General features: G+C 70.7%; 14 protein-coding genes. 7 read left to right on the top strand and 7 right to left on the bottom strand.

Features of this window, described 5'->3' with window-relative positions; translation table 11 throughout:
* Positions 1-3: 3 nt before the first annotated feature.
* Complete coding sequence (locus ACZ7OH_RS12255) at positions 4-807, bottom strand: trypsin-like serine peptidase (RefSeq protein ID WP_470280830.1); 804 nt, start codon at positions 805-807, stop codon at positions 4-6.
* A gap of 139 nt (positions 808-946) precedes the next feature.
* Here ACZ7OH_RS12255 and ACZ7OH_RS12250 point away from each other — a divergent pair, with 139 nt between their 5' ends.
* On the top strand, positions 947-1,765 hold the full coding sequence (locus ACZ7OH_RS12250; protein ID WP_470280829.1) for an SDR family oxidoreductase: 819 nt from the start codon (positions 947-949) through the stop codon (positions 1,763-1,765).
* Positions 1,766-1,857: 92 nt separating this feature from the next.
* On the top strand, positions 1,858-2,487 hold the full coding sequence (locus ACZ7OH_RS12245; RefSeq protein WP_470280828.1) for a hypothetical protein: 630 nt from the start codon (positions 1,858-1,860) through the stop codon (positions 2,485-2,487).
* Between the two features lie 2 nt (positions 2,488-2,489).
* Here ACZ7OH_RS12245 and ACZ7OH_RS12240 read toward each other — a convergent pair whose 3' ends face one another.
* The gene (locus ACZ7OH_RS12240) at positions 2,490-3,149 is read right to left on the bottom strand and encodes a response regulator (protein ID WP_470280827.1); all 660 of its coding nucleotides are present in this window, start codon (positions 3,147-3,149) and stop codon (positions 2,490-2,492) included.
* A complete protein-coding gene (locus tag ACZ7OH_RS12235; RefSeq protein ID WP_470280884.1) occupies positions 3,146-4,729 on the bottom strand; it encodes a sensor histidine kinase in 1,584 nt (527 codons plus the stop codon). Before ACZ7OH_RS12235 ends, ACZ7OH_RS12240 begins: the two co-directional genes overlap by 4 nt.
* A gap of 191 nt (positions 4,730-4,920) precedes the next feature.
* Between ACZ7OH_RS12235 and ACZ7OH_RS12230 the strand changes: the two genes are divergently transcribed.
* The 4 genes from ACZ7OH_RS12230 (at position 4,921) to ACZ7OH_RS12215 (ending at position 8,606) form a co-directional block, all read left to right on the top strand.
* Entirely contained in the window at positions 4,921-5,727 is an 807-nt protein-coding gene (locus ACZ7OH_RS12230) for an ABC transporter ATP-binding protein (RefSeq protein ID WP_470280826.1), read from the top strand.
* On the top strand, positions 5,717-6,601 hold the full coding sequence (locus ACZ7OH_RS12225; protein WP_470280825.1) for an ABC transporter permease: 885 nt from the start codon (positions 5,717-5,719) through the stop codon (positions 6,599-6,601). The genes ACZ7OH_RS12230 and ACZ7OH_RS12225 overlap by 11 nt, the downstream gene beginning before the upstream one ends.
* 13 nt (positions 6,602-6,614) lie before the next feature.
* Positions 6,615-7,664 (top strand): ABC transporter substrate-binding protein, encoded by a 1,050-nt coding sequence (locus ACZ7OH_RS12220; protein ID WP_470280824.1) that lies wholly within the window; start codon positions 6,615-6,617, stop codon positions 7,662-7,664.
* 231 nt (positions 7,665-7,895) lie between these two features.
* On the top strand, positions 7,896-8,606 hold the full coding sequence (locus tag ACZ7OH_RS12215; protein WP_470280823.1) for a G1 family glutamic endopeptidase: 711 nt from the start codon (positions 7,896-7,898) through the stop codon (positions 8,604-8,606).
* Between the two features lies 1 nt (position 8,607).
* On the opposite strand, the gene ACZ7OH_RS12210 is transcribed toward ACZ7OH_RS12215, so the two are convergent.
* A complete protein-coding gene (locus tag ACZ7OH_RS12210; RefSeq protein ID WP_470280883.1) occupies positions 8,608-9,216 on the bottom strand; it encodes a hypothetical protein in 609 nt (202 codons plus the stop codon).
* Positions 9,217-9,335: 119 nt separating this feature from the next.
* Positions 9,336-12,245 (bottom strand): ATP-binding protein, encoded by a 2,910-nt coding sequence (locus ACZ7OH_RS12205; RefSeq protein ID WP_470280822.1) that lies wholly within the window; start codon positions 12,243-12,245, stop codon positions 9,336-9,338.
* Between the two features lie 446 nt (positions 12,246-12,691).
* On the opposite strand from ACZ7OH_RS12205, the gene ACZ7OH_RS12200 reads away from it, so the two are divergent.
* Positions 12,692-13,795, top strand: a complete 1,104-nt coding sequence (locus tag ACZ7OH_RS12200; protein ID WP_470280821.1) for a S1 family peptidase — start codon at positions 12,692-12,694, stop codon at positions 13,793-13,795.
* Between the two features lie 95 nt (positions 13,796-13,890).
* On the opposite strand, the gene ACZ7OH_RS12195 is transcribed toward ACZ7OH_RS12200, so the two are convergent.
* On the bottom strand, positions 13,891-14,295 hold the full coding sequence (locus ACZ7OH_RS12195; protein ID WP_400901415.1) for an SsgA family sporulation/cell division regulator: 405 nt from the start codon (positions 14,293-14,295) through the stop codon (positions 13,891-13,893).
* A gap of 179 nt (positions 14,296-14,474) precedes the next feature.
* A complete protein-coding gene (locus ACZ7OH_RS12190; protein WP_400901413.1) occupies positions 14,475-14,948 on the bottom strand; it encodes an Lrp/AsnC family transcriptional regulator in 474 nt (157 codons plus the stop codon).
* Positions 14,949-15,157 lie beyond the last annotated feature (209 nt).

Here is a 15,157-nt window from a genome sequence, read left to right as displayed (position 1 = left end):
GCATCATGCCCGGGCGGTCGTCTGCCGGTAGAGGGCCTGGACGTCCGTGTCGAAGTAGCTCGAGTACGACGTGTCCGGGTCGTCGCCGCCGTACTCGAAGCCGCCGATGACGCCGATGACCGTGCCGAGGCGGGTCTTCGGGTCCTGCCCGGTGACCCACGGGCCGCCGCTGGTGCCGGTCGGGAAGCCCGCGCAGGCCACCTTCAGCTGGTAGGTGTCCTGCCGGCTCGTCGTGTTCTGGCAGACGGCGGGCACCTCGGCGTCGTCCGGGTAGCCGGTGAGCGTGATGGCCTGCTCGAACGCCGTGCCGGTCGCCAGGGTGTTCGCGCCGACCAGGCTTTCCAGGGTTCTCGTGGCCCCGATCTGGTGCGCGGTGGCGAAGCCGACGTCGAGGTCCGGGTCCGACGACGTGCTCCAGCCGGGCGCGACGAGCTCGTCGGACACCGTCCAGTAGCCGAACGGCGCGACGCCGTTGTGGTAGCCGGGCGCGAAGGTGACGCCGGTGAGGTAGCCGCCGCCCTCGCCGTCGTGGATGCAGTGGGCGGCGGTCAGCAGGACGTCGCCCTGGTCGCTGTGGACGACGCTGGCGGTGCAGTAGTGGGCGCCGTCGACGAACAGCGCGCCGACCGCCGGGCTGGACCCCGCGGGCAGGTCGGGCGTCGACACCGGCGCGGCTTCGACGACCCCGGTGTCCGGCGGGGTCGCGCTCGCCGTCCGCGCCGGCCGGGTCGCGAAGACGACGAAGGCCGCACCGAGCAGCAGGACCGCGGCGAAGATGAGCAGGACGGCAGGCCGCCGCACGCGCATCGCCTCCTCGTCGCACTCATCCGGGGCACCGACCCCATCACCTTAAGGCGCCGCACCGACACGATCGGCACACCCACAGCAACCTCACAGCCGCTAGTATCCGTAACTCTGGAGTAACACCAAGCGGGCGGGAGGGCCGATGAAGCAGTTCGCGGACAAGGTCGTGGTGGTCACCGGGGCGGGATCGGGGATCGGGCGGGCGCTCTCGCTCGAGTTCGCGCGCCGCGGGGCGCGGGTCGTCCTCTCCGACGTCAACGCCGCGAACGCGGAAGAGACCGCGAAGCTCGCCGGCGACAACGCTCGCGCGTACACGCTGGACGTCGCCGACCGCGCCGCCGTGCTCGCCCACGCCGACGAGGTCGCCGAAGAGTTCGGCCGCGTCAACGTCGTCGTGAACAACGCCGGCGTCGCGCTGGGCGCGACCGTCGAGGAGATGACCTTCGAGGACTTCGACTGGCTGATGGGCATCAACCTCGGCGGCGTCGTGAACGGCACGAAGGCGTTCCTGCCGCACCTCATCGCGTCCGGCGACGGGCACGTCGTGAACATTTCCAGCATCTTCGGCTTCGTCGGCGTGCCGACGCAGAGCGCGTACAACGCGGCGAAGTTCGCGGTCCGCGGATTCACCGAAGCGCTGCGCGAAGAAATGCTGATCGCGCGGTACCCGGTCGCGGTGAGCTGCGTGCACCCCGGCGGGATCAAGACGAACATCGTGCGCAACGCGCGCAGCCTCGCCGACGACCAGGAGCAGGCCGCCCAGGGTTTCGAACGCATCGCGCGGACGACGCCGGAGAAGGCGGCCCAGACGATCCTGCGCGGCATCGAACGGAAGTCGGCGCGGATCCTCATCGGCCCGGACGCCTACGTCATCGACGCGATCCCGCGCGTCCTCGGCTCGGCGTACCAGCGGCCGCTGGCGATCCTCGCGCGCATGGGACTGAAGCAAATGGGGAACTGAGCTTCACTCATTCAGGTTGCCTTTCGGACAGCGTCGTCCGAAATGGTCCAGAATGCGTGGGGTCCGCGCGTCGCCCCTACCGGAGGTCCCCGATGCTTCGCACCGCACCGCGCAGTGCGACCCGTTCGTCCAGCGACCGCACCGCGGTGGAGCTGCTGGACCGCACCGGCATCGTCGCGGCGAGCCTGCCCCGGCGCCGCCGCACCGATGACGACGTCATGGCCGCCGAGCCGATCTTCACCCGGCCGCCGGTGTGCGACCAGGACCTGCGCCCGAAGTCGGTGGTGATCCGGCGCCGCGCCCGCACGTGGCTGGGCAGCGGCGCCGCGGTGCTGCTCGTCGCCGCCGGCTGGCTGGCCGGGGGACTCGCGACCGGCAGCCTGTTCGGCTCGCCCCCGGCCGACGTCGCCCAGCTGGACCCGCGCCCGGCCGTCGCCGAGGCACCGGCGCCCCAGCCGCAAGCCCCGCAGGCGCCCCTGGCCACCCCGGCCCCGACGACCGTGTACGTGGCGGTGCCCGCGAAGCCGGCGACGAAGAACGTCCAGGCCCAGGCGAAACCGCAGTCGAAGAAGAAGCAGTCGGAAGACGACCAGGCCCGCGTCGACCTGCCCTCGCCGACGCCGACGTCGGCCAACCTCGTCCAGTCGTGGGTCGGCGTGGCCGAGAGCATGATGCAGCAGTACCAGTACCGCGCGGACACGACGACGACCACGCGCCGCTGACGTCAGGCGTCGCTCCAGCGGTACTCGTGCTCCGGGCGCCCGGTGGCGCCGTAGCGCAGGCGCATCTGGACCGTCCCCGACTCGGCGAGCGCCGTCAGGTACCGCTGCGCCGTCGCGCGGGCCATACCCAGCTCGCCCGCGACCTCCGCGGCCGACAGCGGCCGCCCGGCGCGCCGCAGCTGCTCCGAGACCAGCCGGGACGTCGCCGTCGACTGGCCCTTCGGCGCCGACGTGCGGTCCTGGTCGTGCAGCACCCGGTACGCGCGGTCGACGTCGTCCTGGGCCAGGGCGCGGTCTTCGGCGAGCAGGCCGCGGAACCGCGCGTACGACGTCAGCCGTTCCGCGAGCTGGCGCGTGGTGAACGGCTTGATCAGGTAGTTCAGCGCGCCGGCCCGGATCGCCGCGGCCACCGACGCGCTGTCGGTCGCCGCGGACAGGACGATCGTGTCCGTCTGCAGCTCCGGCAGCACCGCGAGGCCGGACTCGTCGGGCAGGTAGACGTCGAGCAGGATCAGGTCGGGCGCGAGCTCCCGGACGCGGGCGCGCGCCTCGGCCGCGGTGTGCGCGGTGCCGACCACCGCGAACCCGTCGACCTCCTCGACGAACCCGGCGTGCACCCCGGCGACCCGGAAGTCGTCGTCGACGATGAGCGTGCGGATCATCCGTCCTCCGTCAGCATTCCGGGCAGTTTCGCGACGAACAGGGCCCCCGTCTCGCCGTCGCCGGGACCGGCCAGCCAGACGTCGCCGCCGTGGGCGCGCGCGGCCTGGCGGGCGAGCGCCAGCCCGAGTCCGTGGCCGGGCGCGATCTTCGTCGAGACGCCTTCGTCGAACAACGTCCCCCGCAGGTCTTCCGGGACGCCGGACCCACTGTCCACAACGGACAGATGCAGGGTGTCGCCTTCGGCCAGCAAGCTGATTTCGACCGTCGCCGGCCGCCGCGGGCCCATCCTGGCCGCGTGCAGCGCGTTGTCGACGAGGTTGCCGATCACGGTGTTCGCGGCGATCGGGTCGGTCACGGCCGTGGGCACCCAGGTGTCGTCGGCGAGCTTGAGCGTGAGCCCCTTTTCCTGCGCCTGCTCGGTTTTCGCGACGAGCAGCGCCTGCAGGTACGGGTCGGCGACGGCGTCGCCCAGCTCGCTCGGCCGCGCCGACGGCGAGTCCGTCAGCGTCTGCAGGTACTCGACGGCCTCGGTGTGGTGGCCGAGCTGGAGCAGCCCGTGGAGGGTGTGGAGCCGGTTGGCGAACTCGTGCCGCTGGGCGCGCAGGCCGTCGGACAGGGCGCGGATGCCGTCGAGCTCGCGGGTGAGCGTGTCGAGGTCGGTGCGGTCGCGGAAGGTCAGCACGGTGCCGATGTCCCGCTCGTCCCGGCGAACCGCGCGCGAGTTGATGACGAGCACGCGGTTTCCGGCTACCGCGAGGAGGTTGTCGACCGGCCGCCCCTCGGCGACGGCCTTGTGCAGCCGCGGGGAAAGCTCGAGGTCGGCCATCGCCGCGCCGAGCGGGAGTTCGGTGCCGAGCAGGCGTTCGGCCTCGTCGTTGCGCACCGAGACGCGGTTCGCCTCGTCGACGGCGAGGACGCCTTCGCCGATCCCGTGCAGCACGGCTTCGCGTTCGTAGAGCAGCTCGGTGAGTTCGTGCGGTTCGAGGCCGTGCGTGACGCGCCGCAGCCGCCGGTTCAGCAGCGCCGACGCGCCCGCGCCGAGCAGCAGCGCGCCGCCCGCGAACCAGAGCGTGATCACCAGGAGCTCAGTGAAGACATCGGCTGGGTCGGCCACGTCGAAGCCGACGCTGACCTCGCCGACGACCCGCCGGTGGTCCGGCGTCCAGATCGGCGTCTTGCTGCGGACGGAAAGTCCGAGCGTGCCGCCCTGCACGGCGCTGACCTCGTCGAACCCGGCGAGTGCCCGTTCCGCCGACGTGCTGACTTTCTGCCCGATAAGACTTTCCGTCGGGTGGGCGAGCCGGATGCCGTTGTCGTCGGTGATCACCACGAACAACGCGTCGTTGACGTTCGTCACGGCCAGCGCCCGGTCTTCCAGCGCGCCGCCCGGCATCTTCGCCGCCGCGTTCGCCACCACGACCGGGTCCACCGCCACCGACTTCGCGATCGCCAGCGCCCGTTGGCCGTACTGGTCGGTCAGCGTGCTGCGCAGGAGCGCGCTGACGAGCGCGACGCCGATCCCGACGACGAGCACGACCACGCCGATCTGCAGCAGCAGCACCTGCCTGCTGAACCGCATCCGCGGGAAGAGCGCCCACTTTGGCATGGCTCGGAACCATACCCCCTGGTCAGCGCGGTGCGCTAAATGAGCAAAACATTCAGAACGCGCACTTGCCACGCAGAACGTCGACAAGCTTCACGCGGGCGCCACACGTACTTAACGTCCCTTCCCAACGTGAGCCCCACCACGTGACGAAGGAGTCACTCCCCATGGTTCCCCCACTGATCGAACTCACCGGAGCCACCAAACGGTTCCCGAGCGGGTCCGGTTCCGTGCACACGGCCGTCCGCGACCTGACCATGACCGTGCAGCCCGGCGAGTTCGTCGCCGTCGTCGGACCCACGGGGTGCGGCAAGTCGACGACGCTCTCGTTGGTCTCCGGCCTGCAGCCGCCGTCCGCCGGCCGGGTGCAGGTGAACGGCGAGGACGTGAAGTCCATTCCGGACGGTGTCGGCTACATGTTCCAGACCGACGCGGTGATGCCGTGGCGTTCGGTGCTCGACAACGTCGCTTCCGGCCCGCGCTTCCGCGGCGTGCCGAAGGCCGAGGCCCGCGCGCAGGCCGTCGACTGGATCGCCCGCGTCGGGCTCGCCGGGTTCGAGAAGTACTACCCGCACCAGCTCTCCGGCGGCATGCGCAAGCGCGTCGCGTTGGCCCAGACGCTGGTCACCAAGCCGAAGATCATGCTGATGGACGAGCCGTTCTCGGCACTGGACGTCCAGACGCGGGCGCTGATGCAGGACGAGCTGCTGCGGCTGTGGTCCGGCTCGGGTGCGGCGGTCATCTTCGTGACGCACGACCTCGACGAGGCGATCGCGCTGTCGGACAAGGTCGTCGTGCTGACGTCGTCGCCGGCCACCGTGAAGGACGTTTTCGAGATTCCCCTGGAGCGGCCGCGGAAGGTCGAGGACCTCCGGCTCACCGACGAGTTCCGCAAGCTCTACGCCGACATCTGGGAATCGCTGCGCAGCGAGGTCGACAAGGCCCGCCAGAAGGGAGCGACCAATGTCGCTTGAGACCCCCGCGGCCCCGGCCACTTCGCTGCCGGTGCTGGAAACCGAGCAGGACATCCTCACGAGGGCCAAGCGAGCGACGTCCCGCCGCCGGCGCAACACCTGGCTGCTGCGGCTGGCGCTGGTGGTCGCCTGGCTCGGCAGCTGGGAGCTGACCGCCACCTACTGGATCGACCCGTTCTTCTACTCGAAGCCGTCGCGCATCTGGCTGCGGCTGGTCGAGTGGGTCACCAGCGGCACCGACTTCGGCTCGCTCTGGTACCAGCTGTGGGTCACCGTCGAGGAGGCCTTGGTCGGCTTCGCCATCGGTGCGGTCGCCGGCGTGATCTTCGGCGTGGTCCTGGGCCGCAGCCGGTACCTGGCCGACGTGCTCGCGCCGTTCATCAAGGCCGCCAACGCGGTCCCGCGCATCGTGCTCGCCTCGCTGTTCGTCATCTGGTTCGGCCTCGGGCTGGCGTCGAAGGTCGCCACCGTCGTCGTGCTGGTGTTCTTCGTGGTGTTCTTCAACGCCTTCACCGGCGCTCGCGAAGTGGACCGCAACCTGATCGACAACGCGCGGATCCTCGGCGCCGGCCGGATGCAGGTGATCAAGGCGATCGTGCTGCCGAGCGCGACGTCGTGGATCCTGTCTTCGCTGCACACCGCGTTCGGCTTCGCGCTGATCGGCGCGGTCGTCGGCGAGTACGCCGGGTCCAAGGCGGGCATCGGCTTCCTCATCTCGAACGCGCAGGGCACGTTCGATTCGGCGGGCATCTACGCCGCCATGATCATCATCACCGTCGTCGCACTGGTCGCCGAGTGGGGCATCGGAAACCTCGAGAACCGGCTGCTGCGGTGGCGGCCCTCGATGTCCACCTCCAGCCAGACCGTCATCTGAAAGGACCGAATCGATGAGGATTCGCCGAATCGCCGGCGCGCTCACCGCGCTGACCGTGGTGGCGGCGCTGACCACCGCCTGCCAGGACTCCCGCACCGCCGCGACGGGCGAGGGGGGCAAGCCGAAGGTCACGATCATGGTCGGTGGCCTGGAGAAGGTCATCTACCTGCCCGCGATGCTCACCCAGCAGCTCGGCAACTTCGCCGCGCAGGGCATCGACGTCGAGCTGCAGAGCGAGCAGTCGGGCGCCAACGCCGAGACCGCGCTCGTCGCCGGGCAGGTGCAGGGCGTGGTCGGGTTCTACGACCACACGATCGACCTGCAGGCCAAGGACCAGTGCATCAAGAGCGTGGTCCAGCTGGCCAACATCCCGGGCGAGGCCGAGGTTGTCGGCACCGCGCACGCCGACGCGATCAAGAGCTCGGCCGACTTCAAGGGCAAGAAGCTGGGCGTCACCTCGCTCGGGTCGTCCACCGACTTCCTCACGAAGGCGCTGGCGGCGAAGGCGGGCGTCGGGGCCGACCAGTACACGCCGGTGAAGGTCGGCGCCGGGCAGACGTTCATCGCGAGCCTGGACAACGGCGGCATCGACGGCGGCATGACGACCGACCCGACGATCGCGCAGCTGACCAACACGGGCAAGGCGAAGGTGCTGTACGACCTGCGGACGGAAGAGGGCACGAAGGCCGCGCTGGGCGGGCTGTACCCCGCGTCGTCGCTGTACATGAGCTGCGACTTCGTGGACCGGAACAAGGACGCCGTGCAGAAGCTGGCCAACGCCTTCGTGGCCACGCTGAAGTGGATCGACCAGCACAGCCCGGAGGAGATCGCGGCGAAGATGCCGCCGTCCTACAGCGGCGGTGACAAGGCGCTGTACATCAAGTCCGTCAAGGACAGCATCGGGATGTTCAACGGCGACGGCAAGATGGACGCCGCCGGCGCGAAGAACGTGCTCGAGGTGCTTTCGAGCTTTTCGAAGAACGTGCAGCCGAAGAAGGACTCGATCGACCTGTCGAAGACCTACACGACCGAGTTCGTCGACGCGGCCGCGAAACAGGGCTAGCAGCCCCGCTCACCTGACCGGGCGGTAGGTGAGCGTCATGGACCCGTGAAGGCCTCTTCCCCCGCGGAGGCCTTCACGGGTCTTTTCGTTCATTCCCGTGCAATTCCGGCAAACTGGTGACTATTTCCCGGAATGTGAAGACCCTTCGAAAGTAGCTACCTTCCCGGCGGTGCGGATCCAACACTTGGGGACACGGTTTTCCCGGTCCCCATCGGTGAACGGAGTCCCCGCATGTCCCGAATCCTTTCGTCGCGTGCTGCCCGCGTCCTCACGGCGGTCGCCGCGGCCGCCGCCGGCCTCGCCGTCTCCGGCACCGCCCACGCCGCGGTCGAGTACGGCTCGCACTTCCATGGCCACCAGTTCTCCGGCGGCAACTGGGGCGGTTACGTCAGCTTCGGCAGCTTCACGACGGCGACGGCGAGCTGGACCGAGCCGTCGGTGAGCTGCCGGTCGACCAACGACCTGTTCGCGCCCTGGGTCGGCATCGACGGCGACGGATCGTCCACAGTGGAACAGACCGGCGTCGAGACGGACTGCTCCAGCGGCCGTCCGGTGTACTCCGCCTGGTACGAGATGTACCCGGCCGCGCCGGTGTACTACAACGTGTCGGTCAGCGCGGGCGACCACATCACCGCGACCGTGACGCGCACGGCCACGAACACCTACCGGCTGGACCTGTCCGACACGACCAAGGGCTGGTCCAAGTCCACCACGAAGTCGCTGACGTCGAGGCACGCGTCGGCGGAGGCGATCATCGAGTCGCCGACCGACTCCTACCCGACGATCTCCGGCGGCGTCACGTTCACCGGCGTCAAGTTCAACGGGACGAACCTGGCCTCGACCGGCCCGTCCGCGCTGAACGCGGACGACCGCGGCACGAACACCTGGATTCCGGGCGCGACCGGCTCGGACGGCCAGAGCTTCACCATCTCCCGCCACTGACTCACTTCAGGTTGTTGATCGCCCACGAGACCACCATCAACGCCAGGATGAGCGAGATGACGGCCTGCAGCATCATCGTCATCTTCGCCCAGATCCGCAGCGGCATGACGTCGGTGGGGCTGAAGGCGGCGGCGTTGGTGAACGAGAAGTAGAGGTAGTCCAGGTAGGACGGTTCCCAGTCCTGGTGCGCCAGGTCCGGGTCGGCCATCTGCGGGAACTGCAGGTCGGGGAACTCCGCCCGGCCTGCGGCCCGCCGGCCCGGGCCGCCCCGGTCGAATTCCCAGTACCAGAGCGAGAAGGCGACGACGTTCGTCCAGTAGACGATCCCGCCGGTGACCAGCACGGCGCCGGCGCGATCGCCGATCGAGCCGGTCGCGATGGCGTAGACGAGCGTCACCGCGGAAAATCCGTTCACGGCCGTCACGGCGGCGACGAGCAGCAGCGAGATGACCCGTTCGACGGCGCTGAACTGCGTCATCCGGCCCGGGTTGGCGAGCAGCAGCGCGACGACGAGCAGTCCGGAGACGGCGGGCAGCAGCCAGCGCGGGTGCAGCGCCATGTCGCCGGGCAGGACGACCTGCAGCACGAGGGTGGCGACGACGACACCCATCGCGGGCCAGCGCGTCTCCCCGGAGGTCCGCCGGCGCCAGGCGGGAAGTGCCTCTTCTGTCACGCGCTCAACGTAGGGCGGCGGTGCTCCGGCCGCCACGCTCCGCACTCAGCGTGTTGTCAGGAAGCCGGGGCGGTCGTCACTTCGCCGGGCAGCTTCCGCGCCACGTCCGTCCGGGAGCGGGCGCCGAGTTTCCGCAGCACCTTGGCGACGTGCTGCTCGACCGTGCGCGGCGAGAGGAACAGCCCGTCGGCGATTTCCCGGTTCGTCCGGCCTTCGGCGAGCATCCGTGCGACTTCGCGTTCCCGCGGCGACAACTCGCTGCCGTACCCGCGCCGCCCGCGTTGCGATGGCGCCCACGCGCCGTGCTCGCGCAGCTGATGCCGGCAGCGTCCGGCGTCGCGGGTGGCGCCCAGCTGCTCATACGCCTCGGCCGCCGCGGTCAGCTCTTCGACGGCGTCCCGGTTGCCCGCGGCGAGCCGGCACATCGCCGCCCGCTCCCGCATGGCCGTCGCCGGGTACGGCATCGGCAGCGCCGCGTACCCGGACGCGGCCTCGTCGAACAGCGTCGCCGCGGCCAGGTGCTTGCCGCGCGCTTCCAGTAGCACCGCTCGGCCGGCCACCAACGCGGCCGAGGCCACCGGCGCGTCCCGGCCCTCGATCCCGCGGGCGAACGCCTCGACCACGCTGTCGGCCTCGGGCCAGCGCCCGGCCCGCGCGTACGCCTGCGCCGCCGCCGGAACCAGCGCCGCCGCCCAGATCCAGACGCCCTTGCGCCCGGCCGCGGCCACCGCCGTGTCGGCCACCGCGCACGCGCCGTCGACGTCGTCGGTCGCCAGCAGCACCGAGATCAGCACCCCGGCGGCCGACAGCACCACCGGGATCGGCCCGCGGTCCGGCGCGTGCACGCTCGCCGCGGTCAGGTGCCGCTGCGCGGCGGCGAACTCCCCGCGCACGGCCGCGAGCCCGCCGAGCACCAGCGACGACTCCATGACGATCGGGCCCAGCTCCGGGTAGCTGTCCCGCAGCTGCTCGGCGGCTTCGGCGAGCCCGGTCCAGCGCCCGCGCACCCAGTCCAGCCGGACGCGGGTGCCCTGGATCAGGCCGATCGCGTACAGCGCGCCCGCGTCGGTCGCGCGCCGGACGCCCTCGGTCACCAGCCGTTCCGCGCGGTCGAGGTGACCCGCCCACGACTGGCCGTCGGCGAGGTTGCACCACAGCCGGGCCAGCTGGACGCGCTCGGCGACCGTGCCGACGGTGTCCGGCAGGGCCTCGAACTCCGCCCACGCCGAGCCGTCGCCGACGTGCGACGCCGCCGCGATGCGGTCGGCGGTCAGCGCGAGCCGCAGCTCGGGGTCGTCGAGCCGGTCGTAGACCTCACCCGCGCGGGCGCGCCAGGACTCGTGCCACGACACCGGCGTCAGCCCGTCGATCGGCTGGGCGAGCAGCGTGATCCCGCGGGCGGCGAGGTCGGGCCGGTCGGTCAGCTCGCCGATCGCGCGTTCCACCTCGAGGCGGCCGCGGCCGAGCCCGCCGATGGTCCGGACCTGCAGCATGCCGAGGCTCAGCCGGATCGAGCCCCGGACCGACGGCGGCAGCGTCACCTCTTCGAGGACGCGCTGCAGCGTGCCGATCACGTCGGGGCGGAAGCCGCGCAACGCGACCTGGCTCAGCTTGCCGGCGACGCGCCCGGTGTCCGACTGCGCCGGGCCGGGCTCGGCGAGCACCGACTGCAGGAGGTCGATCGCGCGGGACGTCTCGCCGCGGGTGACGGCCTCGTCCGCGGCGGCTTCGGCGTAGTGCCGCCACTGGTCGACGCGGCCGGCCGCGCGGGAGTGGCGGGCCAGCAGCGTGAGCGGCGGGGACGGCTGCGCGGCGAGCACGCGGATCGCCTGCGCGTGCAACAACGCGCGTTCGGGTCCGGTCACCGTGTCGTAGACCGCCTTGCGCGCCAACGGGTGCCGGAAGCCGTACTTGCTGTCGCCGACCTCGCCGAGCACCCCGCCGGACAACGCGGCGAGCAGCGCGGTGCGGAGGGCGTCGCCGGACAGGCCGGCGAGTTCGCCGAGCACGGCGGCTTCGGCGCCGACGCCCAGCACCGCGGCCGCGCCGGCCAGCTGCACCGCCGGCGCCGGCAGCGCGGCCAGCCGTTCGGTGACGGCTTCCCGCAGCAGCACCGGCACTTCGAGGTTCTCCAGCATCCGGTCGGAGAGGACCTCGCCGACCGGCAGCCGCTCGGCCGCTTCGCGCAGGGCCCGCAGGGTTTCCTCGGCCACGAACGGGATCCCGGCGGTGCACTCGTGCAGCTTCGCCGCGAACTCGTCGGTGACGCGGGGCAGTTCGAGGATTTCGGCCGCGAGCGCGCGCACGGCGGTGACGTCGAGCGCGCCGAGCGCGACCCGCGCGGAGTGGACGGCCGGGTCGGTCCGGAAGGGCGCACTCCACGTCACAGCCCCAGCGTCGGTCGCCGACCGGAAGGTGGCCACCACGGCCAGTTCCGGCGGCATCGAGCCGGCCAGGAACCGCATGAGGTCACGGGTGTCTTCGTCGGCCCACTGGAGGTCGTCGATCAGGACGAGCGTCGGTCCGCAGGCCTGGAGGAGCTCTCGCACCGCGCGGAAGACGCGGTGGCGTTCGGCGACCGGGTCGGGGAGGGGTTCGGGCCGCGGAGGAAGCGCTTCCGCGAGCTCCGGCAGCAACGGCCGCAGCACGCCGGCGACGGGGCTGAGCGGCCCCAGCGGCGCGTCGCCGACCGAGCGAAGCGCTTCCAAGACGGGCCCGTAGGGGAACGGTTCCCGCAGCGGCTGGCAGGCGCCGGTGAGCACGCGGCCGCCGTCGAACTCCTTGCGGCGCCCGATCTCCGTGAGCAACCGGGTGCGGCCCATGCCGGGCTCGCCCTCGATGAGCACGGCGGCCGGGCGCCGCTTGAGCACGTCGACGATGGCGTCGAGCTCGGGGTCGCGGCCGGTCAGCCGGGCGGGTCCCGACCGGACGCTCACCGAGGTGGGGCGGGGAGCCGTGAGCCACATACGGACCTCCTCGACGCCTACCGGGGTGTGCGCGGGAGCCTAAGCAGCGCTCGACGCTCCGTAAACCATTAACCGAATAGGTGGTCGGTACCGCCGTCACACGTCCGCCTACCCGCTGTCACCGGTTTGCCGCGGGATCCACCGGTCCGGGGTCACCGCGCGTACGAAACTTCGGCGATCAGCACGTTACGGCGGTGCTTAACACGTTCCGGGCGGTGTGTCGGCTACTGAAAGTAGTTCACGGAAACCCTACTTAAGGACCTGTCCGACCGGGTGACAGCCGCCGTTCGGGACCGCTTGGAGCAGGGGATTCGTCCGGGGTGAATGCGTATACCCATTCGCCGGGCGTCCGGATTGCACCGTAACGCCCACTGCGGGGACCCTCACCCGGGGGAGTACCACTGCGTGGCCGGTGCAGAGCCGCGCGTAACCACCTAGGGAGAAGCATGAAGATCGCCAGACTCTTCGGTGCCGCTGCCGCCGCGGTGATGATGACGGGCGCGCTCGTCTCCATCGCCGTCCCCGCGTCGGGCCAGGACCTGCTGAACCCGGACATCGTGCCCGCCATGCAGCGCGACCTGGGCCTGACCCACGACCAGGTGCTGACGCGGCTGAAGAGCGAAGACGTCGCGAACAAGGTCACCGAGGCCGTCAGCGCGACGCTCGGCGACGCCTTCGGCGGCGCCACCTACAACGCCGCCACGGGCAAGGCGCGCATCCAGACGACGGACGCCGCGTCGGTCGGCAAGATCCAGGCGTCCGGCGCCGAGGCGGAGGTCGTGAAGTTCAGCGCCCGCCAGCTCGACTCCACTGTGGACAGGTTCAAGGCGCTCGACGCCACGGCGCCGTACGCGATCACCGGCTGGGGCGTGGACTCCGTCACCAACCGCGTCACGCTTTCCGTCCTGCAGGGCCAGCGCGCCGCGGCCGACGCGTTCCTCGCGCGGTCCGGTGTGGACAAGTCGTCGGTCACGATCCTCGACGCGACCGCGAAGCCGACGCTGCACGCCAACATCCGCGGTGGGGACGCCTACTACATCGGCGGCTCGGCGCGCTGCTCGGTCGGTTTCGCGACCACGACCGGCTTCGTCACCGCCGGCCACTGCGGCGCGCTCACCGGCGGCGGCTCGCTGACGGGGTCGAACGGCGCCGCGCTCGGCAGCTGGATCACCTACCGCTTCCCGGGTGTCGACTACGCGGCGGTCCGGACCAACAGCAGCTGGACCCCGGTCGCGCAGATGAACAACGGGACCGCGGTGCGCGGGTCGTCGAACGCGGCGACCGGCTCGTCGGTCTGCAAGGCCGGCTCGACCACCGGCTGGACCTGCGGCACCATCGGCGCGAAGAACCAGAGCGTCCGCTACTCCGAGGGCACGGTCAACGGCATGACCGCGACCAACGTCCACTCGGCGGCCGGTGACTCCGGCGGCGGCTTCATCGCCGGCAACTACGCGCAGGGCGTCCTGTCCGGCGGCAACACCAGCGTGACGTACTTCTACCCGATCGCCGGCGCGCTTTCCGGCACCGGCACCACCCTGAAGACCAGCTGACTTTCGGTTGGAACAGCGAAAGGGCGGGTTTCGAGTGCCTCCAGCGCACTCGAAACCCGCCCTTCGTCCTCGCCGCGGGATTGGGAGGTCAGGGGTCAGACGTTGCTGATCTCCTCGATCAGCCCGTCGACGTCGAAGTGCGCGCTCTCCTCGCCGAGCGGCACCAGTTCGTAGGACGCGTCGAGGAACGTGCGGACGTCCTCGACTTCGAGCTCGAACGACGCATAGCCGTCCGGTGACTCGATTTCCAGGGTCAGGAAGTCTTCGTCTTCGGACAGATCCGGGCGGATCCGGACGTCCCCGAGGCCGGCCGGCTCGTCGAGGCCGTCCACCAGGAGGTCACGCGCGAAGGTCCACTCGATCCACCGGCCGCGCTCGGTCCGGAACGCGACGGTGACCGCGAACGGCTCGTCGGCGTGGTAGGACAGGCGGGACAGGACGGGCGTGGTGCTTTCGTTCAGCACCACGAACTGGCTCTGGTGAACGGCGTCGGTCTGCATGGCCCCTCCTGGAGTCCGGTGGCGGTTCGCGCGGCGCGAACTGTTCGAGGAGGAGATGACCAGGCCCGACGGTCATGACGAAGAAACTCTCACGTTCACTTGATCGGTTGCATCCGTCCATTGTGGTGTAACGCCGGGCACGTACACCTTGCGCTCGAACGGCGACGCGTGGTGACGCCTCAGGGGCCGAGCGGCAGGCTGAGCCCGACCTTCACCCGGTCCATCGCCACGCTCGTCGTGAAGTGCCGGACGTTCGGGTTGTCGAAGAACATCCGGCGCGTGAACGCCTCGAAGCCCGCCATGTCCGGGCACGTCACGACCAGCACGAAGTCGGCGTTGCCGGTGACGTAGTAGCACTGCTGGACGCAGTCGTCGGCCAGGACCTGGCGGCGGAACGCGTCCAGGACCGCGAGGTTCTCCCGCTCCAGCTCGACCATGACCACGAACGTCATGCTCAGCCCGAGCGCCTCCGGCGACAGCACCGCGACCTCGCGCTCGATGACGCCCGCCTCGCGCAGCCGCTTGATCCGCCGTTGCACCGCCGCGGCGGAGAGGCCGACCTTCGCGCCGATCGTCTCGGCGATGGTGCGGGCGTCCTCCTGGAGGCAGGCGAGGATGGCGATGTCCAGCTGGTCGAGGTCGGGTGTCTGCACTCCAGCAGGCTAACCGGCACCCCCGACGATTTGCGGCGAGTTCGCTCCCGGCTCACTCCACCGTGACGCCGCTCACTACTCCGTCCGAGGGGAAAGTGAAACAACTTTTTTCGTGACCTGGAACACAACTGACCGGTCTACCAGGGGGTAGCCCATAGAAGTGGAAGACCAGCCGGTCGCTCCGCCTACCCGCCGGCGTGGGGAGGCTC

Source organism: Amycolatopsis sp. NPDC114478, assembly GCF_055633805.1.
The sequence above is the reverse complement of the archived record's forward strand: the minus strand, read 5'-3'. Positions and strand labels throughout refer to the sequence as shown.

Bases quoted from the DNA above. Each gene is read 5' to 3' on its own strand.
- ACZ7OH_RS12255 (WP_470280830.1), bottom strand. From the start codon at position 807: ATGCGCGTGCGGCGGCCTGCCGTCCTGCTCATCTTCGCCGCGGTCCTG.
- ACZ7OH_RS12250 (WP_470280829.1), top strand. From the start codon at position 947: ATGAAGCAGTTCGCGGACAAGGTCGTGGTGGTCACCGGGGCGGGATCG.
- ACZ7OH_RS12245 (WP_470280828.1), top strand. From the start codon at position 1,858: ATGCTTCGCACCGCACCGCGCAGTGCGACCCGTTCGTCCAGCGACCGC.
- ACZ7OH_RS12240 (WP_470280827.1), bottom strand. From the start codon at position 3,149: ATGATCCGCACGCTCATCGTCGACGACGACTTCCGGGTCGCCGGGGTG.
- ACZ7OH_RS12235 (WP_470280884.1), bottom strand. From the start codon at position 4,729: ATGCGGTTCAGCAGGCAGGTGCTGCTGCTGCAGATCGGCGTGGTCGTG.
- ACZ7OH_RS12230 (WP_470280826.1), top strand. From the start codon at position 4,921: ATGGTTCCCCCACTGATCGAACTCACCGGAGCCACCAAACGGTTCCCG.
- ACZ7OH_RS12225 (WP_470280825.1), top strand. From the start codon at position 5,717: ATGTCGCTTGAGACCCCCGCGGCCCCGGCCACTTCGCTGCCGGTGCTG.
- ACZ7OH_RS12220 (WP_470280824.1), top strand. From the start codon at position 6,615: ATGAGGATTCGCCGAATCGCCGGCGCGCTCACCGCGCTGACCGTGGTG.
- ACZ7OH_RS12215 (WP_470280823.1), top strand. From the start codon at position 7,896: ATGTCCCGAATCCTTTCGTCGCGTGCTGCCCGCGTCCTCACGGCGGTC.
- ACZ7OH_RS12210 (WP_470280883.1), bottom strand. From the start codon at position 9,216: ATGGGTGTCGTCGTCGCCACCCTCGTGCTGCAGGTCGTCCTGCCCGGC.
- ACZ7OH_RS12205 (WP_470280822.1), bottom strand. From the start codon at position 12,245: ATGTGGCTCACGGCTCCCCGCCCCACCTCGGTGAGCGTCCGGTCGGGA.
- ACZ7OH_RS12200 (WP_470280821.1), top strand. From the start codon at position 12,692: ATGAAGATCGCCAGACTCTTCGGTGCCGCTGCCGCCGCGGTGATGATG.
- ACZ7OH_RS12195 (WP_400901415.1), bottom strand. From the start codon at position 14,295: ATGCAGACCGACGCCGTTCACCAGAGCCAGTTCGTGGTGCTGAACGAA.